This window comes from Pantoea sp. OXWO6B1 (genome assembly GCF_001641135.1).
GTDB classification, from domain to species: Bacteria; Pseudomonadota; Gammaproteobacteria; order Enterobacterales; family Enterobacteriaceae; genus Pantoea; species Pantoea allii.
This window is the reverse complement of the sequence record NZ_LWLR01000001.1, coordinates 3,083,004-3,104,181: the sequence shown is the minus strand read 5'-3', so window position 1 is coordinate 3,104,181 and position 21,178 is coordinate 3,083,004. Positions and strand designations below refer to the sequence as shown.

18 protein-coding genes are annotated in these 21,178 nt (G+C 52.7%); 11 read left to right on the top strand and 7 right to left on the bottom strand.

Annotated elements, in window-relative coordinates:
- The first annotated feature begins 176 nt into the window (after positions 1–176).
- The 4 genes from cysB (at position 177) to acnA (ending at position 5,073) form a co-directional block, all read left to right on the top strand.
- Positions 177–1,151 carry an HTH-type transcriptional regulator CysB gene (gene cysB / locus A6A26_RS16670; RefSeq protein WP_063879768.1) on the top strand — a complete coding sequence of 325 codons (975 nt, stop codon included), beginning with the start codon at positions 177–179 and terminating at the stop codon, positions 1,149–1,151.
- A 495-nt stretch (positions 1,152–1,646) separates the two neighbouring features.
- Complete coding sequence (locus tag A6A26_RS24915) at positions 1,647–1,805, top strand: YmiA family putative membrane protein (protein WP_074181023.1); 159 nt, start codon at positions 1,647–1,649, stop codon at positions 1,803–1,805.
- A 3-nt stretch (positions 1,806–1,808) separates the two neighbouring features.
- Positions 1,809–1,988 (top strand): hypothetical protein, encoded by a 180-nt coding sequence (locus A6A26_RS24910; protein ID WP_074181022.1) that lies wholly within the window; start codon positions 1,809–1,811, stop codon positions 1,986–1,988.
- A 403-nt stretch (positions 1,989–2,391) separates the two neighbouring features.
- The gene (gene acnA, locus A6A26_RS16665) at positions 2,392–5,073 is read left to right on the top strand and encodes an aconitate hydratase AcnA (protein ID WP_063879767.1); all 2,682 of its coding nucleotides are present in this window, start codon (positions 2,392–2,394) and stop codon (positions 5,071–5,073) included.
- A gap of 31 nt (positions 5,074–5,104) precedes the next feature.
- On the opposite strand, the gene ribA is transcribed toward acnA, so the two are convergent.
- The gene (ribA, locus tag A6A26_RS16660) at positions 5,105–5,698 is read right to left on the bottom strand and encodes a GTP cyclohydrolase II (protein ID WP_063879766.1); all 594 of its coding nucleotides are present in this window, start codon (positions 5,696–5,698) and stop codon (positions 5,105–5,107) included.
- Between the two features lie 228 nt (positions 5,699–5,926).
- Between ribA and pgpB the strand changes: the two genes are divergently transcribed.
- From pgpB to yciH, 5 genes are all read left to right on the top strand, one after another.
- Positions 5,927–6,691: a phosphatidylglycerophosphatase B gene (pgpB, locus tag A6A26_RS16655; RefSeq protein WP_063879765.1), complete on the top strand. Its 765-nt coding sequence runs from the start codon at positions 5,927–5,929 to the stop codon at positions 6,689–6,691.
- Positions 6,692–6,820: 129 nt separating this feature from the next.
- Positions 6,821–7,132 carry a LapA family protein gene (locus tag A6A26_RS16650; protein ID WP_063879764.1) on the top strand — a complete coding sequence of 104 codons (312 nt, stop codon included), beginning with the start codon at positions 6,821–6,823 and terminating at the stop codon, positions 7,130–7,132.
- A gap of 6 nt (positions 7,133–7,138) precedes the next feature.
- Complete coding sequence (gene lapB, locus A6A26_RS16645) at positions 7,139–8,308, top strand: lipopolysaccharide assembly protein LapB (protein ID WP_063879763.1); 1,170 nt, start codon at positions 7,139–7,141, stop codon at positions 8,306–8,308.
- A 189-nt stretch (positions 8,309–8,497) separates the two neighbouring features.
- Positions 8,498–9,211 (top strand): orotidine-5'-phosphate decarboxylase, encoded by a 714-nt coding sequence (pyrF, locus tag A6A26_RS16640; RefSeq protein WP_063879762.1) that lies wholly within the window; start codon positions 8,498–8,500, stop codon positions 9,209–9,211.
- Positions 9,208–9,531, top strand: coding sequence for a stress response translation initiation inhibitor YciH (yciH, locus tag A6A26_RS16635; RefSeq protein ID WP_063879761.1), 324 nt, complete (start codon positions 9,208–9,210; stop codon positions 9,529–9,531). Before pyrF ends, yciH begins: the two co-directional genes overlap by 4 nt.
- A 78-nt stretch (positions 9,532–9,609) precedes the next feature.
- Here yciH and osmB read toward each other — a convergent pair whose 3' ends face one another.
- Complete coding sequence (osmB, locus tag A6A26_RS16630) at positions 9,610–9,825, bottom strand: osmotically-inducible lipoprotein OsmB (protein WP_063879760.1); 216 nt, start codon at positions 9,823–9,825, stop codon at positions 9,610–9,612.
- A gap of 346 nt (positions 9,826–10,171) precedes the next feature.
- Here osmB and araD point away from each other — a divergent pair, with 346 nt between their 5' ends.
- Complete coding sequence (araD, locus tag A6A26_RS16625; RefSeq protein WP_063879759.1) at positions 10,172–10,870, top strand: L-ribulose-5-phosphate 4-epimerase; 699 nt, start codon at positions 10,172–10,174, stop codon at positions 10,868–10,870.
- A 271-nt stretch (positions 10,871–11,141) separates the two neighbouring features.
- Entirely contained in the window at positions 11,142–12,008 is an 867-nt protein-coding gene (locus tag A6A26_RS16620) for a crotonase/enoyl-CoA hydratase family protein (RefSeq protein ID WP_063879758.1), read from the top strand.
- 4 nt (positions 12,009–12,012) lie between these two features.
- On the opposite strand, the gene pdeR is transcribed toward A6A26_RS16620, so the two are convergent.
- The 5 genes from pdeR to A6A26_RS16595 form a co-directional block, all read right to left on the bottom strand.
- A complete protein-coding gene (gene pdeR, locus A6A26_RS16615) occupies positions 12,013–13,998 on the bottom strand; it encodes a cyclic di-GMP phosphodiesterase (RefSeq protein ID WP_063879757.1) in 1,986 nt (661 codons plus the stop codon).
- Between the two features lie 156 nt (positions 13,999–14,154).
- Complete coding sequence (locus tag A6A26_RS16610; protein ID WP_063879756.1) at positions 14,155–14,445, bottom strand: YbdD/YjiX family protein; 291 nt, start codon at positions 14,443–14,445, stop codon at positions 14,155–14,157.
- The gene (locus A6A26_RS16605) at positions 14,438–16,504 is read right to left on the bottom strand and encodes a carbon starvation CstA family protein (protein WP_063879755.1); all 2,067 of its coding nucleotides are present in this window, start codon (positions 16,502–16,504) and stop codon (positions 14,438–14,440) included. Before A6A26_RS16605 ends, A6A26_RS16610 begins: the two co-directional genes overlap by 8 nt.
- A 191-nt stretch (positions 16,505–16,695) precedes the next feature.
- Positions 16,696–18,630 carry an exoribonuclease II gene (locus A6A26_RS16600; RefSeq protein ID WP_063879754.1) on the bottom strand — a complete coding sequence of 645 codons (1,935 nt, stop codon included), beginning with the start codon at positions 18,628–18,630 and terminating at the stop codon, positions 16,696–16,698.
- Positions 18,631–18,741: 111 nt separating this feature from the next.
- Positions 18,742–21,045, bottom strand: a complete 2,304-nt coding sequence (locus A6A26_RS16595) for an FdhF/YdeP family oxidoreductase (RefSeq protein WP_063881188.1) — start codon at positions 21,043–21,045, stop codon at positions 18,742–18,744.
- Between the last annotated feature and the right edge of the window lie 133 nt (positions 21,046–21,178).

The following is a 21,178-nucleotide window of genomic DNA, read 5'->3' as shown; positions in this document are numbered from 1 at the left end:
GCGCCCGCTGGCCTTTTTCTTGCCTTATATCAATCCGTTCTACAGTGGTACTTAAAATGCTATAGTGGTTATAGCATTTCCGATCCCTTCTTACTGCTCAGCCATACTTCACCCGCCTGGGCGACAGTACGTCAGCCGGGGATGCGACTCTGTAACCGACCAGGATAAAAACAGATATGAAATTACAGCAGTTGCGCTACATCGTTGAAGTCGTTAACCACAATCTTAATGTCTCGTCGACAGCAGAAGGTCTCTACACCTCGCAGCCTGGGATCAGTAAACAGGTGCGTATGCTGGAAGATGAACTTGGCGTACAAATTTTTGCCCGCAGCGGTAAGCATCTCACCCAGGTGACGCCGGCGGGTGAAGAAATAATTCGTATCGCCCGTGAAGTGCTCTCTAAAGTGGATGCGATTAAGTCCGTGGCCGGTGAACATACCTGGCCCGATAAAGGCTCGCTGTATGTGGCAACCACCCATACGCAGGCACGTTATGCACTGCCCGGCGTGATTAAAGGGTTTATCGAGCGCTATCCGCGCGTCTCACTGCATATGCATCAGGGATCACCGACGCAAATTGCCGAGGCAGTTTCAAAGGGTAATGCCGATTTTGCGATTGCCACAGAAGCGCTGCACCTGTACGACGACTTGATCATGCTGCCGTGCTATCACTGGAACCGGGCTATTGTCGTCACGCCCGATCATCCCCTGGCAGGCAAAGGGCAGGTGACCATTGAGGAACTGGCCGATTTTCCGCTGGTCACTTACACCTTTGGTTTTACCGGACGCTCAGAGCTGGATACCGCCTTTATGCGCGCGGGCCTGACGCCGCGTATCGTCTTTACCGCGACAGATGCGGACGTGATAAAAACTTACGTCCGGCTGGGATTAGGAGTCGGCGTTATCGCCAGTATGGCAGTGGACCCTGTCGCTGATCCTGATCTGGTCAGAATTGAAGCCTCTGAAATCTTCATCAACAGCACCACCAAGATTGGATTTCGCCGCAGCACCTTCCTGCGTAGTTACATGTATGACTTTATCCAGCGCTTTGCGCCGCATCTGACGCGCGATGTGGTGGATACGGCGGTGGCGCTGCGTTCTAACGACGATATTGAAGCCATGTTTAAGGATATAAAGCTGCCGTTTAAGTAACCGGTAGGTGCAATCCATTAGTCTCAGGCTGCTTAGTGCAGCCTTTTTTTTGTTTGAACGTTAGCGCCATGCTTAGGTTGAAAAGTTTTATTATTTTTTTGTTAATGCTGTGTCGATCACATGTTTAAAGTTTGCTGTATCTTAAATGCGAATTACGACACATTTTTGACGTGATATCTTTGCGACTCGCCAGGATAATTCCCATACTCCAGTTAAGCCTTGACGGTAAAGCGTTTATTCAGGGGCTGCAGAAAGAGGAGTTTAGTTATGGCTGGATCTAAAGTTAAATTAACTCAAATTTTTGTGACCGCGATTCAGGTTTATTAATAATAAGTAATTAATCGTTACTTAAGTAATTTTAACCGTTTTGATAAATTGCGTTAATCGTTTTGTGCAATAAAAATTACTGGATTTTTGGCCTTAACGGGTTTAGGATTCTTCCTAAATCTTAATCGATGTTATCAATCGTTTTGTTGAGAGTGATTATCAAAAACTATGACTACGAGACTGACTGTAGACCCGGGTTTCCCGGTTAAAAGCACCAAGGTTAAGCGCTCAGGTAACACTCGTCGCAACGCCTGGTTGACTGTATTCGCTGCCTCAGCGCTGTTCTGGGTTGTTGTAGCATTAATGATTTGGCGCATTTGGGGTTAAGCCATGTGGGCAAACGCACTCTGCCATAAGCACACGACCACCACTCGTCAGCACCGTCTCTCTGGCTACAAAGCAAAAGAGCCGGTTGCAAAGGCGGAAAAAGTGTCTATCCCCGAGAACTGGGATTTAAATGATCATCAACGTAATTTCATCGAGTCTTTTCTGGACCCGAAAGCAAAATAATTAAACATCGCTCTTTTCTTTTAGACACATCTTCTGTCATTCAGGCTGCTTAATTAAGCCCTTTTCACACGCAGTATAAAAGATGACATCCCTTAAAAAGGATGGTTGTACGGCTTTTTATTGCCCATTCGGCGCAGGAGTAATCTTATGAATATGATTAAAATGACCTGGTTCAGTGCCTATGCTTTCTCCTTTACCGTGTGGATGACCGCGTTTTGGGCTGCCCTGTAATATAACGATTCCGGTTTATAAAAAATGCCTCGTAATTTTACGAGGCATTTTTGTTTGCGTCAGATTGTAGCAATTGGTGTTGTAATCAAAACGTTAACAGAAAAGTGGTCTATCTTTATACTAAACCTTGTTGTCTCTGAGGTTTAAAGACCATGATTATAAAGGAGGAGCTATGTCGTTAACACTACGCGAGCAGAGTCAGGAAACACTGCAGGTAGATAATCAAAACTATCACATCTTCAGTCTACCTCGCGCATCACAACATCTGGGCAACATTGACCGCTTGCCCAAGTCCATGAAAGTCCTGCTCGAAAACTTGTTACGTTGGCAGGATGGTGACTCTGTTACGGCAGAGGATATCCAGGCTCTCGTCGACTGGCAGAAAACAGCCCATGCCGATCGCGAGATTGCCTACCGTCCGGCACGTGTATTAATGCAGGACTTCACCGGTGTGCCGGCGGTGGTCGATCTGGCCGCCATGCGCGAAGCGGTTAATCGCCTCGGTGGTGACGTGGCGAAAGTGAATCCACTTTCACCTGTCGATCTGGTAATCGACCACTCGGTAACAGTGGACCATTTTGGCGACGATGAGGCTTTTGAAGAGAACGTGCGCCTGGAAATGGAACGTAACCACGAACGTTACGTTTTTCTGCGCTGGGGCCAAAAGGCCTTTGACCAGTTTCGGGTCGTACCGCCAGGTACCGGTATCTGTCACCAGGTGAATCTGGAATACCTGGGTAAAGCTATCTGGCAACAAAAAATTAACGGCGAAAACTATGCCTGGCCCGATACGTTAGTCGGCACTGATTCTCATACCACGATGATTAATGCCCTTGGCGTACTGGGATGGGGCGTGGGCGGGATAGAGGCGGAAGCCGCCATGCTGGGGCAGCCCGTCTCCATGCTGATTCCCGACGTGGTCGGTTTCAAACTCACCGGTAAACTGCGCGCCGGTATTACCGCGACCGACCTGGTGCTGACCGTTACGCAAATGTTGCGTAAACATGGCGTCGTCGGCAAGTTCGTCGAGTTCTATGGCGATGGTCTGGCTGACCTGCCGCTGGCTGACCGCGCGACCATTGCTAACATGGCACCAGAATATGGCGCGACCTGCGGATTCTTCCCGGTTGATGAAGTGACGCTGAGCTATATGACGTTAACCGGCCGCGATGCGGAGCAGGTGGCGTTAGTCGAACACTATGCTAAACGTCAGGGCCTGTGGCGAAACGCTGGCGACGAGCCTATTTTCACCAGCAGCCTTGCGCTGGATATGAATCAGGTAGAGTCAAGCCTTGCCGGTCCTAAGCGCCCACAGGATCGTGTGTCGCTGGGCGATGTGCCTGCCGCTTTTGACGCCAGTAATGAACTTGAAGTCAATCACGCACAAAAACCACATAAGCAGGTTGAGTACACCGACAGTGCAACCGGGCTGACGCATACGCTGACCGATGGCGCAGTAGCTATTGCGGCGATCACCTCCTGTACCAATACCTCTAACCCCAGCGTCCTGATGGCCGCAGGCTTACTGGCGAAAAAAGCGGTAGAGCGTGGTTTAAAACGTCAGCCGTGGGTGAAAGCGTCCCTGGCACCGGGCTCCAAAGTGGTGTCCGACTATCTGGCCGTCGCGCAGCTTACGCCGCACCTTGATAAACTGGGTTTCAACCTGGTGGGCTACGGCTGTACCACCTGTATTGGTAACTCGGGTCCGTTGCCGGATGAAATTGAGTCTGCGATTAAAGAAGGCGACCTGACGGTGGGGGCGGTGCTGTCGGGCAACCGCAACTTTGAAGGGCGAATTCATCCGTTGATTAAAACCAACTGGCTGGCCTCTCCACCGCTGGTGGTCGCCTATGCGCTGGCAGGTAATATGAAGATCAACCTGCAAACCGAACCGCTTGGACAGGATCGTGATGGCAAGCCAGTCTTCCTGAAAGATATCTGGCCGTCACCTGAAGAGATTGCGACCGCCGTACAGCAGGTGACCAGCGATATGTATCATAAGGAGTACGCGGAGGTCTTTGACGGCACGCCAGAGTGGCAGGCAATCAAGGTGAGTGAAGCGGCAACCTATGACTGGGATGAAGGTTCCACCTATATTCGTCTGTCACCTTTCTTTGATGACATGGAGAAAGAACCTAAACCGGTTAAAGATATTCATGGCGCGCGCCTGCTGGCGATCCTTGGCGACTCGGTTACCACCGACCACATTTCGCCTGCCGGTAGCATTAAAGCCGAAAGTCCGGCGGGTCGTTATCTGCTGTCGCATGGCGTTGAGCGCAATGATTTTAACTCCTATGGTTCACGTCGCGGCAACCACGAAGTGATGATGCGCGGTACGTTTGCCAACATCCGTATTCGAAATGAAATGGTGCCTGGCGTTGAAGGTGGCTATACCAAACACTATCCCAGCGGTGAACAACTGGCCATTTACGATGCTGCGATGAAATATCAGGCTGAGGGCGTACCTTTGGCAGTGATTGCGGGGAAAGAGTACGGGTCGGGTTCCAGCCGTGACTGGGCCGCGAAAGGGCCGCGTCTGCAAGGCGTTCGCGTGGTTATCGCCGAATCTTTTGAGCGTATTCACCGTTCCAACCTGATTGGTATGGGCATTTTACCGCTGGAATTCCCACAGGGTGTCACGCGTAAAACCCTGGGTCTGAAGGGGGATGAGTCGGTGGACGTTGAAAATCTGTCTCAGCTTAAGCCGGGATGTACCGTTTCGGTTACGTTAACGCGAGCTGATGGCAGTAAAGAGACGCTGGACACGCGCTGCCGCATTGATACCGGTAATGAGCTGACCTATTACCGCAACGATGGCATCCTGCACTACGTCATTCGCAACATGCTTAACTAATAAGACAGCCGGGGCGACCCGGCTGTTTCATTCAGGACTTAGGCAACAGATGGCCCATTTTTTCTGCTTTAGTATCAAGATAGTGCGCATTTTCAGGATTGCGCCCCACCACCAGCGGCACGCGCTCAACAATGTTAATCCCGGCTTCGCTGAGAATCTCGACTTTGCGCGGATTGTTAGTCAGCAGACGAACTTCATTCACGCCGAGTAACTTGAACATATCCGCGCACAGGGTGAAGTCACGCTCGTCAGCGGCAAAACCCAACTGATGATTGGCTTCAACGGTGTCGTATCCCTTATCCTGTAAAGCATAGGCACGAATTTTATTCAGCAGGCCAATGTTGCGACCTTCCTGGCGGTGATAAAGCAGTGCACCACGGCCTTCTTCCGCAATGGCATTCAGCGCAGCTTCAAGCTGGAAGCCACAATCGCAACGCAAACTGAACAGCGCATCGCCAGTCAGACACTCGGAATGGACGCGAGCCAGCACTGGTTGATTATCATTAATATCGCCAAAGACCAGAGCAACGTGGTCATGACCGGTTGCCAGTTCTTCAAAACCTACCATCAGGAAATCTCCCCATGGCGTTGGCAGTTTGGCTTCTGCCACCCGTTTAAGCTGCATGTGACTCTCCAGAACCCTCAAAGGATGCACTATCATCATAATAGTGCACAGGCCGATGCGGCCTGACAAACGAGGAATATTGTGCCACAACCGCGAGGCAGGCTGTTAATCTGTGTAAACGATTGTTGTGATAAAGCACGATTATCTAATCTGAAAAGGTTATGTTATTCTTTTTTAAGCTAAAGTTATGCTTTTGTTATAGGTTTTCACCAGGAGAAAGGAAAAGGGATGGTTAACATCTTTCAACGTACGCTGGCCGGAATGGTGCTGCTGCTCATTATGCCTGTTGCGGTCGGCTTGTCCGGTTGGCAGTGGCAGCCTGGCGAAAGTAATACGTTTCTTAAGATCTTGTTCTGGATGACGGAAACGGTCACGCGGCCCTGGGGCATGCTGACCAGCCTGGTGTTAAGTGCCTGGGTGATGTGGTGCCTGCGTTTCAGGCTTAAACCGGCGCTACTGCTGCTGTTGATCATGAACGCTACGATTTTAGCCGGCCAGTACACGAAATCCTTTATCAAAGAGCGGGTGCAGGAACCGCGCCCTTATGTTGTCTGGCTGGAGAAAACCCACGGGCTGGATGATAAGACCTTTTACCAGTTGAGCCGCGAGCAACGTGGCCAGCGCGTCACCGAGCTGATCGCGGATGAGTCGCACATTCCCGGCTGGCTGAAAAAACACTGGGCATTTGAAACGGGTTTTGCTTTCCCATCCGGACATACCATGTTTGCCGCCAGTTGGGCCTTGCTGGTCATCGGTTTGTTATGGCCGCGTCGGCATTATAAAACCATCGTGCTTGTCGGCGTCTGGGCCGTGGCCGTAATGGGCAGTCGCTTGCTGCTGGGTATGCACTGGCCGCGCGATCTGGCCGTTGCCACTTTCATTTCCTGGCTGTTGGTTGTCCTGGCGACCTGGCTCGCCCAACGCTTCTGTGGCCCACTGAGCTTGCCGCCAGAAGAACAGCAAGAGGTCGCTGAACGGGACCAAGGATTGTAATTGCAACATTCAGCACCATATCTTTATCTTGAGATTGAGCAAAAGCGCGTCATCTGATGCTGCCAGGAGCAGTATTTTTGCCGTAATTTTGGCATAATTCTTTTCGACTACCTCACAACGGGATGCACTGTGAAATATTTGCTGATTTTTTTAGTGGTTTTGGTCATTTTTATCATTTCCGTGACCCTTGGCGCGCACAACGACCAGGTTATCACCTTTAACTATCTGCTGGCGCAGGGCGACTTCCGTATCTCCACCTTACTGGCAACCCTTTTTGGTGTTGGCTTTTTGCTGGGATGGGTTATCTGTGGGCTCTTCTGGTTACGTATTCGCGTCTCTCTTGCCAATGCGCAGCGTAAAATTAAGCGTCTGCAGGCGCAGGTCGATCAGAGCACGCCAGGCACAAGTGGTAAACCGCTGCCGCCGGCTGTGCAGGAATAAGCCTCCATGTTAGAGCTGCTGTTTCTGTTACTTCCTGTCGCCGCTGCCTATGGATGGTACATGGGCAGACGCAGTGCGCAGCAGGACAAGCAACAGGAATCAAACCGCCTGTCGCGTGATTACGTGGCGGGGGTAAACTTCTTACTCTCCAATCAACAAGATAAAGCGGTCGACCTGTTCCTTGATATGCTCAAGGAAGACAGCGGCACCGTTGAAGCCCACCTTACGCTTGGCAATTTGTTTCGTTCCCGGGGCGAGGTTGATCGCGCTATCCGCATCCATCAGTCCTTAATGGAAAGCGCGTCACTAAGCTACGAACAGCGCCTGTTAGCGATTCAGCAACTGGGGCGGGACTACATGGCGGCAGGCCTTTACGACCGTGCCGAAGACATGTTCAAACAGCTGACGGATGAGACGGATTTTCGTATTGGCGCACTGCAACAACTTCTGCTTATCCATCAGGCGACCAGCGACTGGCAGCAGGCTATTGACGTCGCCGAGCGGTTGGTAAAGCTGGGTAAAGACCGGCAGAAAGGTGAGATTGCCCACTTTTATTGTGAACTCGCCCTGCAGGCGATGAGCAGCGACGACCTCGACAGAGCCATGACGCTGCTGAAAAAGGGGGAGTCGGCCGATCGGCAGAGCGCTCGCGTCTCTATTATGATGGGCCGTATCCTGATGGAAAAAGGGGAGTACGCAAAAGCCGTCGAGCATTTGCAGCGCGTTCTGGATCAGGATAAAGAGCTCGTCAGTGAAACCCTACCGATGCTGGAGACGTGTTTTCAGCGCCTCAACCAGCCTGATGCCTGGGCAGAATTCCTTAAGCGTTGTGTTGACGAGAATACAGGTGCTGCAGCGGAGCTTTATCTTTCAGAGATTCTGGAGCGGCAGCAGGGCGCCGAAGCCGCGCAAAATTACATTAATCATCAGTTACAACGTCACCCCAATATGCGCGTCTTTCATCGCCTGATGGAGTTTCACCTGCACGAGGCAGAAGATGGGCGTGCAAAAGAAAGCCTGATGGTGCTGCGCGATCTGGTTGGCGAACAAATCCGCACCAAGCCACGCTATCGCTGCCACAAATGCGGCTTCACGGCGCATGCGCTTTACTGGCACTGTCCTTCATGCCGGACCTGGTCATCCGTTAAACCGATTCGCGGACTCGATGGACAATAGCCCCGAAGCGCTGGCGTCGGTCGCTTTTTTTAGTTACAACATACTATTGGCGTTTATTCAAAATAACAGTCCAGCTCCGTGCGCATATCGCTTAGCAGAACAACAGGGATTGTGATGCGAAAAGCAGGCAGGTAGAATGCGTGCCGTTTGTCTAACGCGCCAGCAGGTGCCTACTGCAGAGGAAATAGCATGGCCTTATCCCAGACTTCGCCGGTGGTAGTGGCGCTTGATTACCACGATATGAATAGCGCGCTGCACTTTGTCGATCAGATAGAGCCGGGCAGTTGCCGCCTGAAGGTGGGCAAAGAAATGTTCACCTTGTTTGGCCCGCAACTTGTGAAAACCCTGCAGCAGCGTGGATTCGACATCTTTCTCGACCTGAAATTTCACGATATCCCCAATACCACCGCTCGTGCGGTTGCCGCCGCTGCCGATCTCGGTGTCTGGATGGTGAATGTTCACGCGAGCGGCGGGGCACGTATGATGAATGCCGCCCGTGAAGCGCTGCTGCCATTTGGTCAGCAGGCGCCTTTGCTGATTGCCGTTACCGTCCTGACCAGCATGGATGCCGATGACTTATTGGGCCTTGGGATCACCGTGTCACCCGCAGAGCAGGCTGAGCGACTGGCAAAACTGACGCACGAATGCGGACTTGATGGCGTGGTCTGTTCGGCACAGGAAGCCGCGCGGTTCAAACAGGTTATCGGTCATGATTTCACGCTGGTTACGCCAGGAATCAGGCCCCTGGGTAGTGACGCAGGGGATCAACGTCGCGTCATGACGCCGCAGCAGGCCCGGCTTGCTGGCGTGGATTATATGGTAATAGGACGTCCTGTTACTCAGTCCGCGGACCCCGCAGCGACGCTAAAGGCGCTACTGCAGGATTTGGAGACGGTAAAATGAGCCGTGATAACCCTTTAGTCTATTCTACGGACGCAGGTCGCCTTACTCAGTCCGAGCCAAAGGCAGAACGTCCTAAAGGTGACGGAATTGTCCGTATCCAGCGCCAAACCAGCGGACGAAAAGGCAAGGGCGTTTGCCTTATTACCGGCGTGGATATGGATGAATCAGCGTTGAATCAGCTGGCCGCTGAACTGAAGAAAAAATGCGGTTGCGGCGGCGCGGTAAAAGAGGGTGTGATTGAAATTCAGGGCGACAAACGTGACTTATTAAAAAGCCTGCTGGAAGCCAAAGGGATGAAGGTCAAACTGGCGGGTGGATAAAAAAACCGGGCTACAAAGTAGCCCGGCTTGTTATGTAGATGCGCTGCGTAGCCGTTATTATTTATTGTAATGCGGTTCTTAGTGAACCTGATGACCGATGATACCACCCACTGCTGCACCGCCGACGGTACCCAGCGCGCTGCCGTTGGTTAATACAGAACCCCCAATTGCACCGGCACCTGCACCGATTGCGGTGTTACGGTCACGCTTAGACCAGTTTGAACAGCCACTTAACGCCATAACCAGCGTGGTTGCTAATACAACAGCGGTCATTTTTTTCATTGTAATTGTCATAAACTTCTCCTTTATTGTGTATGCAGAGGCAACACAGTAAGTATAGCTGTGAAATTTTTTCAGGCCGCCTGTGTCGCATTATTACCGCATCCCTTTTGGTATAAAAACGCCAGACACCATGGAAGATCTGTTTGTAGCGGCTGAAAAGCATCATCGACAGGTGGATCTGTCGGATGCCTGACAGAATTCTATTCATTTTGAAGAATTTCCGAAGATAGATAATTCTTAATTCGCAGCACAATTTTTCATTCACAGCCATTTTCCGCTGCTTTTTAGCCATTTGCTCCATAACGCTTTTCCTGCCTGCTCAGCAGAATATTAAGACCCTTCTCAGCAGGAGAAAAAAATGCTGGAACATCTTAAACAACAGGTTCTGGAAGCTAACCTGGATCTCCCCAAATATAACCTTGTCACCTTTACATGGGGAAACGTCAGCGCCATTGACCGTGAGCAAGGCCTGTTAGTGATTAAACCTTCCGGCGTCAGCTACGATGTGATGAAAGTTGAGGACATGGTAGTGGTGAATCTGGCCACCGGTGAGGTGGTTGAAGGTGAGAAACGCCCTTCATCCGACACCGCAACGCACCGGGCGCTATATCTGGCCTGGCCCGAGGTTGGCGGAATTGTCCATACACATTCCCGCCACGCTACCATCTGGGCACAGGCAGGCCGCCCGATTCCTGCCTGGGGCACCACGCACGCGGATGATTTCTACGGTGAAATTCCCTGCACGCGAGCAATGCGTGACGAAGAGATCAAGAACCAGTATGAGTGGAATACAGGTGAGGTGATTATTGAAACCTTCGCACAACGCGGGCTTTCCCCGACCGCCATCCCAGCGGTGCTGGTAAACTCGCATGGTCCTTTTGCCTGGGGCAAAGACGCACATGCGGCGGTGCACAGTGCGGTGGTGCTGGAAGAGGTGGCCTACATGGGATTGTTTAGCCAGCAACTCACTGCCGGTCTTCCGCCTATTCAGCAAACCCTGCTTGATCTGCATTATCTGCGTAAGCACGGTGAAAATGCCTGGTACGGCCAGAAATAATTATGGGGGCGCAGCCTTGTCTGCGTCCTGACCCGTTTATTGCTGGCGGCATGTTAAGCGGTTTTCAGTCTCATCAATACCCGTTATAGGTTCGCGTCTTTCTGCGATTTAGCCTGACTTTATCAAGAAAGCATACTAATCATTTAAACCGAATGCATCGGGGATCACTCTGGAATTTATGTTGTAAATCAATCTCTCATTTGGTCTGGCCTCACTCTGGATTAGGCTGATGTGGCGCAATTAGCGCATCAAAATAACAGAGGATGAGACAATGACCGTGATTAACCAACCCACATGCAGACTGTTTTCCGAAGCCGGACACACTACGCAGTTAGTTGCCTATTACGAGGAAGGACGTCGCACCATGTGGATGATGTTGCGCGCCCAACCACGCCCCAGTTTTAATCATGAATTGATCGAAGAAATCATGAACCTGAGTTATACCGCTCAGCGTTCGGGCTTACCTATCGATTTCTGGGTAACAGGCTCGTTAGTACCACAAATGTTCAATGCCGGTGGCGATCTGCGCTTTTTTGTGGAATGTATTCGCAATAACCGCCGTGAAGCTTTGCGTGCCTATGCACGGGCTTGTGTTGACTGCATCCACTCGGCCGCCCGCGGATTTGATACCGGCGCGGTTACGCTCGCGATGATTGAAGGCAGTGCCCTTGGCGGCGGTTTTGAAGCCGCGCTGGCACATCACTTTATCCTGGCCCAGAACAATGCCCGGATGGGCTTTCCTGAAATCGCCTTTAACCTGTTTCCGGGAATGGGAGGCTACTCGTTAGTGGCGCGGCGTTCGGGCATGAAACTGGCTGAAGAGCTGATCATGGAAGGTGAGTCCCACAGTGCTGAATGGTACGAAACGCGCGGCTTAGTGGATAAGGTATTTCAACCGGGCGACAGTTACCGGGCTACCCGCACGTTTATCGATACATTGCGGCCAAAACTCAATGGCGTTCGTGCCATGTTAAAGGCGCGCCAGCGGGTATTACAGCTGTCACGCGCTGAATTAATGGATATTACCGAGGACTGGGTAGATTACGCATTTACGCTCGAAGCGAAAGATATTGCCTATATGGAACGTTTAGTACAGTTACAAAACCGCCACAGCGCATCACTGCGTAAAGCGGGTTAGCGATCTAGACGCGGGCAGGATGCTGAGCCAGCCAGTGCCCAAACTGTTCTGCGGGCATTGGTTTTGCGTAAAAATAGCCTTGTCGCCCATCGACGCCGCTTTTCACGACAAACTCTTCTTCATCGACAGTTTCAATGCCTTCGGCGATCACCTGCAAATCCAGCGCTTTCGCCACCGCGACAATGGCCCTGACGAGAGACTGCGATACTGGCCGTTTGTTCACATTTCGGATAAAGCTTTGATCCAGCTTAATGGCATTAATGGGCACGCGCGCCAGCTGCGACAGGGAGGAGTAGCCGGTGCCAAAGTCATCAAGGTGAATCTGCGCGCCCAGTTCCTGGAATTTACGCATCAGCTTCAACGCTTCGGCTTCATTCTCTATCAGGCAGCTTTCCGTCAGTTCAATATCTACTGGGGACTCGGTCAAACCCGCATCCGTCAGGGCTTGCTTCAGGTCACTGTAGATCGATTGATCGAGCAACTGACGCGCCGAGACGTTCACCGCGACGCGCAGGTGAATATTCTGCTGCCGCCAGGCAAGAATCTGCTTCAACACATTGAGCATGACCCAGCGACCAAGCGGCACGATCAGGCCGGACTCTTCCGCATAGGGGATAAATTCGCCGGGTGATACCAGCCCGCGCTCTGGCGAATTCCAGCGGACCAGCGCTTCCGCACTGCGTACTTTACCGTCAGAATCGACTTTGGGCTGGTAATGCACTAATAGATGGTCCTGCTCCAGCGCTTTACGCAAATTGGTATCGAGCCAAAGGTATTCAAAAACCCGCCGGTTCATCTCTTCAGCAAAAACACAATATCGACCGCGGTTATTCTCTTTGGCGTGATACATCGCCGTATCGGCGTTACGAATCAGACATTCACGATCTTCCCCATGCAGCGGGGCAAGGGCGATGCCGACTGAACAGCCGCTGTAAACTTCGATCAGGCCAATGCGAAACGGCTGACGCAGGCGATCGAGAATACGCGTGGCCATTGCCTCCAGCGCCGCCTGGCTGGTGTGTTCCGCCAGCACGACAAATTCATCACCGCCCAGCCGCCCGAGTGTCTGGTTTTTGCTCAGACAGCTCAGGATAGCCAGAGAAACGGCCTGTAACAGCTGATCGCCAAACATATGACCGTAGGCATCATTAACTTTCTTAAAGTTATCTAAATCCAGATAGACCACGCCGGTTTCGCTGCCTTCTGCACGCTCCAGCGCCTGGCTAATCTGCTGATGAATCGCATGACGATTGGGCAGGCCAGTAATACCATCGGTATTGGCCATAACGCGCAGTCGTTCCTGCGCGCGGCGTTCTTCCGTGATATCCGTTCCTGAACAGATGAGGAAAATTTCATTTTTACCGCTGCCGCTGTGAACAAACTTATTACGAAACAGAAACAGTCGCTGTCCCTTCATCGTTTTGATCCAGCGTTCGACTTCATAGGAGTTACCGTCGCGGAAGAAACCCGCAATGTTACGACGTGAGGCGGCAGCTTCCTGTTTGGTCATAAACAGCTGAAAAACATTCCGACCGATCACGTCCTGTTCATACAGGCCGGTGTACTCTTCACTGAGTCGGTTAAAGCGTTGAATGTTGCCGCGCTGGTCCAGGATCACAATGACGGAATTGGCTTCCGAAACGACCTGTTCAGCAAAAGACAGACCCAGCGTCAGGTCGCGAGCCACGGCCGAGGTATCACCCCATGCCGACGCGGTACCGGCCCAGACGGATTTATTGATCCTGCGACCAACAAAATGCATGGCGACCTGCTCGCCGTGTATTGTTAACGTCAGATTTATACTGGAAGTGATAACCGGCATCGCGCGAAGCAAACTGCATTGACCCGGCGTCAGGGGAACAGCCACGCTGGTGTTCGATGATTCATCTAAGGCAAATAGCAGCGCATCACTGTCCGCGTTTAATCGCCAATGAGGGCTGGTTGTACCAAACAAGGTATACAACAATGATTGCCCTTGTTCATCGGTCATGGTCACTCCCTCCAGGAAGTACATTGCTGGCGTTATCTCGTTATTTTAGCAACAGTATTCATCAACTGATGCCAGCACAAGATGAAACTGTATTTATTTTACTTTCCAGAAAAAACGGGCATAAAAAACCCCGCCGAAGCGGGGCTCAGTTTATGTTCAGCACGGACATTTACCCAGCTTTCCGGCCTGACTGGGAAAGCGGGCATCCAGACAATAACGATGAAACTCCCGCTCGCTCATCGGTGTCATTTCAGGATGCCGCCGCCGCATGTGCTGCAGGTATTTTTGATAATCCTGCACGCCAACCATCAAACGAAAACTTTGCTGAAGTCCCTGCCACAGTGCACGCCAGCGAAAGCCGGTGCGAACAGGGGTGGAAAGTAAATCGCAACGCATAATATGCCAGCTACCCTGGGGGCGCGCTACGCGATGGATGCTGTCATACATGGCGCACCTCCTTACGCAATTCCACATCTGACTCATGCGTGGTAGGCACGTTGCTGCTTAGCGCACGGCGAATCACAAAGAAGGCGGCAATCAGCATCGTGACGGCAACCAGCATAAAGAACCCGCACAGGGCAGCATTAATCTGGTTACTGAATACGATGGTTTGCATATCGGCCACGGTTTTAGCTGGCGCGATGATAACGCCTTCATCCAGACCTTTTCGGAATTTATTGGCTTGAGCAAGGAAACCAATTGACGGTTTTTCGTGAAAAATCTTTTGCCATCCCGCTGTCATCGAGGTAATAAACAGCCAGATCGTGGGCAGAATCGTCACCCATGCATAGCGCTGCTTTTTCATCTTGAACAGCACCACCGTGCCCAGGATCAGCGCCATAGAGGCCAGCATCTGGTTACCAATCCCAAACAGTGGCCACAAGGTGTTGATACCGCCCAGTGGATCGATAACGCCCTGATAAACGAAGAAACCCCAGCCGGCGACGGCGACGGTGGTCCCTGACATATTGCCCAGCCATGAACGGTTGTTCGCCATAGACGGCACGACCGTGCCAACCAGATCCTGCACCATAAAGCGGCAGGCGCGGGTACCGGCATCCACGGCGGTCAAAATAAACAGGGCTTCAAATAAGATGGCGAAGTGGTACCAGAAGGCCATCATGGCGCGGCTGTTAAACACCTCAGTAATGATATGTGCCATGCCGACTGCAAAGGTCGGCGCACCCCCGGCACGTGACAGGATGGAGGCTTCGCCCACATCCCGGGCGATACCGCTTAACATCTCAGGCGTGACCACAAATCCCCAACCATTGATGACCTGAGAGGCATTTTCTACCGTGGTACCAATCAGTGCCGCGGGCGAGTTCATCGCAAAGTACACACCCGGGTCCAGTACCGAGGCGCAAATCAGCGCCATGATGGCCACGAACGACTCCATCAGCATGGCACCGTACCCAATAAAGCGAATATGGCTTTCGCGCTCAATCAGCTTAGGTGTGGTTCCGCTGGATACCAGCGCATGGAAGCCGGAGATAGCGCCACAGGCAATGGTGATAAACAGGAACGGGAACAGGGCGCCAGAGAAGACCGGCCCCGAGCCGTCAATAAATCGGGTCACGGCAGGCATTTTCATTTCTGGCATGGCAAAGATGATGCCCACAGCCAGCCCGACAATGACGCCGATTTTCAGAAAGGTAGAAAGGTAATCCCTCGGGGCCAGCAGCAGCCAGACCGGTAGCACTGAGGCGATAAAACCATAGATGACCAGCACCCAGGTCAGCGAGGTGCCTTTCAGCGTAAAGAACGGGCCCCAGTAAGGATGCTGTGCGACATCACCACCGTAAATAATGGCCGCCATCATCAGCACAAAGCCGATCAACGAGACTTCGGCGATTTTACCCGGGCGCAGAAAGCGCATATAGATGCCCATAAACAGCGCAATCGGAATGGTCGCCGCGATGGTAAACAGCCCCCACGGACTGTTGGCCAGGGCTTTCACCACCACCAGCGCCAGCGCAGAGAGAATAATGATCATCACGCCCAGCGCACCCAGCATAGTAATCACACCGGCAAAAGCGCCCAGCTCCTGACGCGCCATTTCGCCTAACGAACGGCCATCACGTCGCGTAGAGATAAACAGAATCAGGAAATCCTGAACGGCGCCCGCCATCATCACCCCGATCAGAATCCAGATAGTGCCAGGCAGAAAACCCATCTGTGCCGCCAGAATCGGGCCGACCAGCGGGCCAGCACCGGCGATAGCCGCAAAGTGGTGACCAAACAGCACCCACTTATTGGTGGGAACATAGTCAAGACCATCGCTGAGGCGCTCAGCTGGCGTCAGACGGCGGTCGTCCAGTTCAAAAATATTGCGGGCGATAAACAGGCTGTAAAAACGATAAGCGATGCTGTAAAAGGCAACTGCGGCAACCACCAGCCAGACTGCGTTGACGTGCTCGCCGCGGTTAAGCGCCAGCATCGCGAACGCACCCGCGCCAATTAACGCCACTGCTAACCAAAGCACGCCGTTTTTGACGTTCTTCATAACTCACTCCTTGTAGAGACCGAATGGAAGGCGATCGAAGACAACGAGCTAACGTTAATGTAATGGAATGTAAGTGGAAGTTAATAAAGATAAAACTGTGAAGCGCGGAGCAAATTTAGCACGCACATGCAGAGGGAAGGCGAGGTGGAATGTGTCGGCGGGACAGACAAGGCTGTCCCACCGGTTTAGTCTCAGGCTGCGGGGCGTGCAACGACGCTGCGCGTTTCCATGCGGACTTCAGCAATGGTCACGTCAATCACGTCGGATACGCGGTAAACCACATCACCTTTAATCTGTACTGTACCGCTTTCCTGGCTGCAAACCAGTTCGTCACGCACGGCATGCAGGAACGGCGCTGGAATGAACGCCACGGCACCATTTTCCAGCAGGCGGACGCGCATGCCACCACGAGAAACATCGATGATTTCCGCGCTGAACTTACGATCCGTAGCCGCAAAGGGCGACAGGTAACGGGCATAGAGCCAGTCGCCCACGTCACGCTCCGCCATGCGGTTAAGACGACGACGTTCACTCATGGTGACCGTCAGCGCATCATCCGGACGACCGATTTGCTCACCGCGCACGATGGCCTTCAGCAGACGATGGTTGATCATGTCGCCAAACTTACGGATTGGGGAGGTCCAGGTGGCGTAAGCGTCCAGCCCCAGGCCAAAGTGCGGGCCCGGTTCGGTGGTGATCTCCGCATAGGTCTGGAAACGACGAATACGGCTGTCGAGGAACTGAGTAGGCTGTGCATCCAGTTCACGGCGCAGTACGCGGAACCCCTCCAGCGTGGTGATAGCCTGCGGATCGGCGGTAATGCCGTGAGTCGCCAGCACAGCGGCGGCCTGCTCGGCATTCGCCGTATCGAAACCCGCGTGAACGTTGTAGATACCAAAACCCAGCTTTTCGCGCAGCACATTGGCGGCACAGATGTTTGCCAGGATCATGGCTTCCTCAACAATCCGGTTCGCAATACGACGCGGTTCGGCGATGATTTCCAGCACTTCCCCTTTTTCGCCCAGCAGAAAACGGTAGTCAGGACGATCTTTAAACACCAGCGCATGGTTTTGACGCCATTCAGCACGGGACTGACACAAGCGATGCAGCAGGCGGATCTGGTTAGCGATAGCCTCGTTTTGCGGTTGCCATTCGCCACTGTTTTCCAGCCAGTCGGAAACCTCGTCGTAAACCAGTTTGGCTTTTGACTCGATCCAGGCTGCAAAGAACTGAACATCGTCAGCCAGGCTACCATCCTGAGCAACCGTCACGCGGCACGCCAGAACCGGACGACGCACGTCAGGGCGCAGCGAGCAGACATCGTCTGACAGCTCACGGGGCAGCATCGGGATATTAAAGCCCGGCAGATAGTTCGTAAACGCACGTTGCGCCGCCAGCTTATCCAGCTCGCTACCTTCTGCGACATAGGCAGTGGGATCGGCAATGGCGATGGTCAGACGCAGTGCGCCATCGTCCAGTGCTTCGGCATACAGCGCATCGTCCATATCTTCAGTGCTGGCGCTGTCGATAGTCACGAAATCCAGGGCGGTCAGATCTTCACGCGTCAGGTTTTCGTCCAGCATGTCGCCAAAGCCGATTTCTGGCGCTTCACGCTCCAGATTATGACGTGACAGTGTCACCCACCACGGGGCGAGGGGGTCGTCGGCTTTGACAATGAATTCGGTGAGTTCGGCATAAAAGCCACGGTCGCCTTTCAACGGATGACGACGCATTTCAGCGACGGCCCAGTCGCCATTCTGGAAATCATGGGTCAGTCCGCGCACCGGACGACACTGAATGGCCTCTTTCAGCAGCGGATGATCGGGCACGATAGAAAGACGGTCGTCTTTTTTCTGCACGCGGCCAACAAAGCGGCCCAGAAAAGGCTCAACCAACGTTTCTGGCTCTGCGCTTTCACGATCTTTATCGCTGTGGATGACGGCAACAATGCGGTCGCCATGCATCACTTTTTTCATCTGCGGCGGCGGGATGAAATAACTTTTTTGTGCATCGACTTCCAGAAAGCCGAATCCCTTCTCGGTGCCTTTTACAACGCCTTCTGCACGCGGCGTTTGCGAATGAAGCTTCTCTTTAAGCTGCGCAAGCAGCGGATTATCCTGGAACATGATTTTTACGTTTCGTGGCCTAATAGCGGCTGACAGTTTTACGCGAATCGGGGTCTCGCGGCAAGGCAAAAAGCCGGACGAACCGGCTTTTTGCCTGGAGAAAAGCCTGAATCAGGCGATACGTTGGGTGGTCAACGCCTGCGACAATTCCAGCTTAACCGGCACCGATTTCGAGGTCGGTGTGCCGCTGATATCGCCATAGCTGTTTAACGGGACCAGCGGGTTAGTTTCAGGATAGTAGGCCGCCAGATTGCCACGCGGAATGTTGTAAGGCACCAGTTTGAAGCCGCTCACGCGACGGGTGATGCCATCATTCCACAGGGTTTCAATATCCACATTCTGGCCTTCACTAAACCCTAACTCAGCCATGTCGTCGGGGTTAATAAAGACGACTTCACGCTGGCCGTACACGCCGCGATAACGATCGTCGAGACCGTAAATCGTGGTGTTGTACTGGTCATGCGAGCGCAGGGTTTGCAGCGTGAAAGGCACTTCCTGATCAAGCTTCGGAAACAGCGACTCGGGCAGCGCTGCCGGGTTAAACTCGGCCTTACCGGTCGGCGTATTAAAACGCAGCTCTGCCGCGGCATTGCCAAGATAGAAGCCACCAGGCTGATCGCATTTGGTATTGAAGTCGGCAAAACCGGGAATGGTTGCCGCAATATGATTGCGAATCAGGTTGTAATCAGCCGCCAGATCTAACCACTTCACCTTGTCATCACCGAGAACCGCATGGGCAATACTGGCAACAATCGACGTTTCAGAACGCTGTGTTTCCGCCAGAGGAATACCGACACCTTCTGACGCATGCACCATGCTGAACGAATCTTCCACGGTAATGAACTGGTTACCTGTCGCCTGCAGATCGCGTTCGGTACGACCCAATGTCGGCAGGATCAACCCTTCATGACCCGGCACCAGGTGGCTACGGTTGAGCTTGGTGCTGATGTGCACAGTCAGACCACAGCGAGATAAAGCTTCTTCAGTTCGCGGAGAATCCGGTGCTGCGGCGGCCAGATTACCGCCCAGGGCGATAAGAACCTTAATTTCATCACGCAGCATCGCGTTCAGGGCTTCAACGGTGTTATGGCCTGCCGCACGCGGAGGCTCAAAGTCAAAGTGCTGACCAAGCGCATCCAGGAAAGGTTTGGACGGCTTTTCATCAATGCCCATGGTGCGGTTGCCCTGAACGTTACTGTGACCACGCACAGGACAGAGGCCGGCCCCTTTTTTACCTAACTGACCAAACAGCAGCTGCAGGTTGGTGATTTCACGCACCGTATCAACCGAATGCTTGTGCTGCGTAATGCCCATTGCCCAGGTGCAGATCACCCGATCGGCGCTCTGATAGATCGCTGCCGCTTCGCGGATTTGTGCTTCTGTCAGGCCCGACTGCGCCACAATCTGCATCCAGTCTGTGTTATCTACGGCGTCGAAGTACGCCTCAACGCCGTGCGTTTTGGCGTTCAGGAAGGCCTGATCGAACAAGCCGCTTTCGCCCGCTGCAATACGCGCGCGATGGGTTTCCAGCAGGGCTTTCACCATGCCGCGCACGGCCGCCATATCACCGCCAAGATGGGGTTGATAATAGGCAGAGCTGATGGTGCCCGCTTTGGAGGTCACAATTTCGAGCGGCTTTTGCGGATCGGCAAAACGCTCCAGACCGCGCTCACGTAGCGTGTTAAAGGTAACGATTTTAGCACCATGATCGGCCGCGTGACGCAGGCTGTGCAACATGCGTGGGTGGTTAGTGCCTGGGTTTTGCCCAAAGACAAAAATGGCATCGGCATGATCAAAATCGTCAAGACGAATGGTGCCTTTACCCACACCGATGCTGCGTTTCAGCCCAGCACCGCTGGCCTCGTGACACATATTGGAGCAGTCCGGGAAGTTATTGGTGCCTGACATGCGGCCAAACAGTTGATAAAGCCAGGAGGCTTCATTACTGGCGCGACCCGAGGTGTAAAGCTCCATCTGATCCGGATTATCCATCGCCTTAATGTGTTTCGCGATGAGCGCATAGGCGTCATCCCAACTGATGGGTTCGTAATGGTCGCTTTCAGCGTTGTAGCGTAACGGATGCGTCAGACGGCCCTGATATTCCAGGAAGTAGTCACTTTGCGCATACAGTGTCGTAACGCTGTGTTTCGCGAAAAAGTCGGTATCGACCACGCGGCGCGTCGCTTCCCAGGTCACGGCTTTCGCCCCGTTTTCGCAAAAGCTAAATGTACTTTTATTATCATCGCCCCAGGCGCAGCCTGGGCAGTCGAAGCCACGAGCTTTGTTCATGCGCATTAAATTGCGCAGATTTTTCAGGGCAGCTTTACTGTCGAAAACAAAACGTGTGGTAGCTTCCAGTGAACCCCAGCCGCCCGCTGCGGCACGGTATGGTTTAATTTGACGCTTGAATTTCATCATAGGTGCAGGCTTATTTTTATGTTGGTCGAATGTTGCAAGGATATATCCTGATGGTAAATATTAGTGTGCTATCGACGACAAAGCTTGTCTAATTGATTGGCTTAATGGTGCGATAGCTGGCGTTTATCGT

What these genes read in the sequence shown, in the direction of transcription:
- pdeR (WP_063879757.1), bottom strand. Translation starts at nt 13,998, where the DNA reads ATGACCGATGAACAAGGGCAATCATTGTTGTATACCTTGTTTGGTACA.
- osmB (WP_063879760.1), bottom strand. Translation starts at nt 9,825, where the DNA reads ATGACAATTACAATGAAAAAAATGACCGCTGTTGTATTAGCAACCACG.
- ribA (WP_063879766.1), bottom strand. Translation starts at nt 5,698, where the DNA reads ATGCAGCTTAAACGGGTGGCAGAAGCCAAACTGCCAACGCCATGGGGA.
- A6A26_RS24915 (WP_074181023.1), top strand. Translation starts at nt 1,647, where the DNA reads ATGACTACGAGACTGACTGTAGACCCGGGTTTCCCGGTTAAAAGCACC.
- A6A26_RS16595 (WP_063881188.1), bottom strand. Translation starts at nt 21,045, where the DNA reads ATGAAATTCAAGCGTCAAATTAAACCATACCGTGCCGCAGCGGGCGGC.
- cysB (WP_063879768.1), top strand. Translation starts at nt 177, where the DNA reads ATGAAATTACAGCAGTTGCGCTACATCGTTGAAGTCGTTAACCACAAT.
- pgpB (WP_063879765.1), top strand. Translation starts at nt 5,927, where the DNA reads ATGGTTAACATCTTTCAACGTACGCTGGCCGGAATGGTGCTGCTGCTC.
- A6A26_RS24910 (WP_074181022.1), top strand. Translation starts at nt 1,809, where the DNA reads ATGTGGGCAAACGCACTCTGCCATAAGCACACGACCACCACTCGTCAG.
- lapB (WP_063879763.1), top strand. Translation starts at nt 7,139, where the DNA reads ATGTTAGAGCTGCTGTTTCTGTTACTTCCTGTCGCCGCTGCCTATGGA.
- A6A26_RS16600 (WP_063879754.1), bottom strand. Translation starts at nt 18,630, where the DNA reads ATGTTCCAGGATAATCCGCTGCTTGCGCAGCTTAAAGAGAAGCTTCAT.
- araD (WP_063879759.1), top strand. Translation starts at nt 10,172, where the DNA reads ATGCTGGAACATCTTAAACAACAGGTTCTGGAAGCTAACCTGGATCTC.
- A6A26_RS16610 (WP_063879756.1), bottom strand. Translation starts at nt 14,445, where the DNA reads ATGTATGACAGCATCCATCGCGTAGCGCGCCCCCAGGGTAGCTGGCAT.
- A6A26_RS16620 (WP_063879758.1), top strand. Translation starts at nt 11,142, where the DNA reads ATGACCGTGATTAACCAACCCACATGCAGACTGTTTTCCGAAGCCGGA.
- acnA (WP_063879767.1), top strand. Translation starts at nt 2,392, where the DNA reads ATGTCGTTAACACTACGCGAGCAGAGTCAGGAAACACTGCAGGTAGAT.
- yciH (WP_063879761.1), top strand. Translation starts at nt 9,208, where the DNA reads ATGAGCCGTGATAACCCTTTAGTCTATTCTACGGACGCAGGTCGCCTT.
- A6A26_RS16605 (WP_063879755.1), bottom strand. Translation starts at nt 16,504, where the DNA reads ATGAAGAACGTCAAAAACGGCGTGCTTTGGTTAGCAGTGGCGTTAATT.
- pyrF (WP_063879762.1), top strand. Translation starts at nt 8,498, where the DNA reads ATGGCCTTATCCCAGACTTCGCCGGTGGTAGTGGCGCTTGATTACCAC.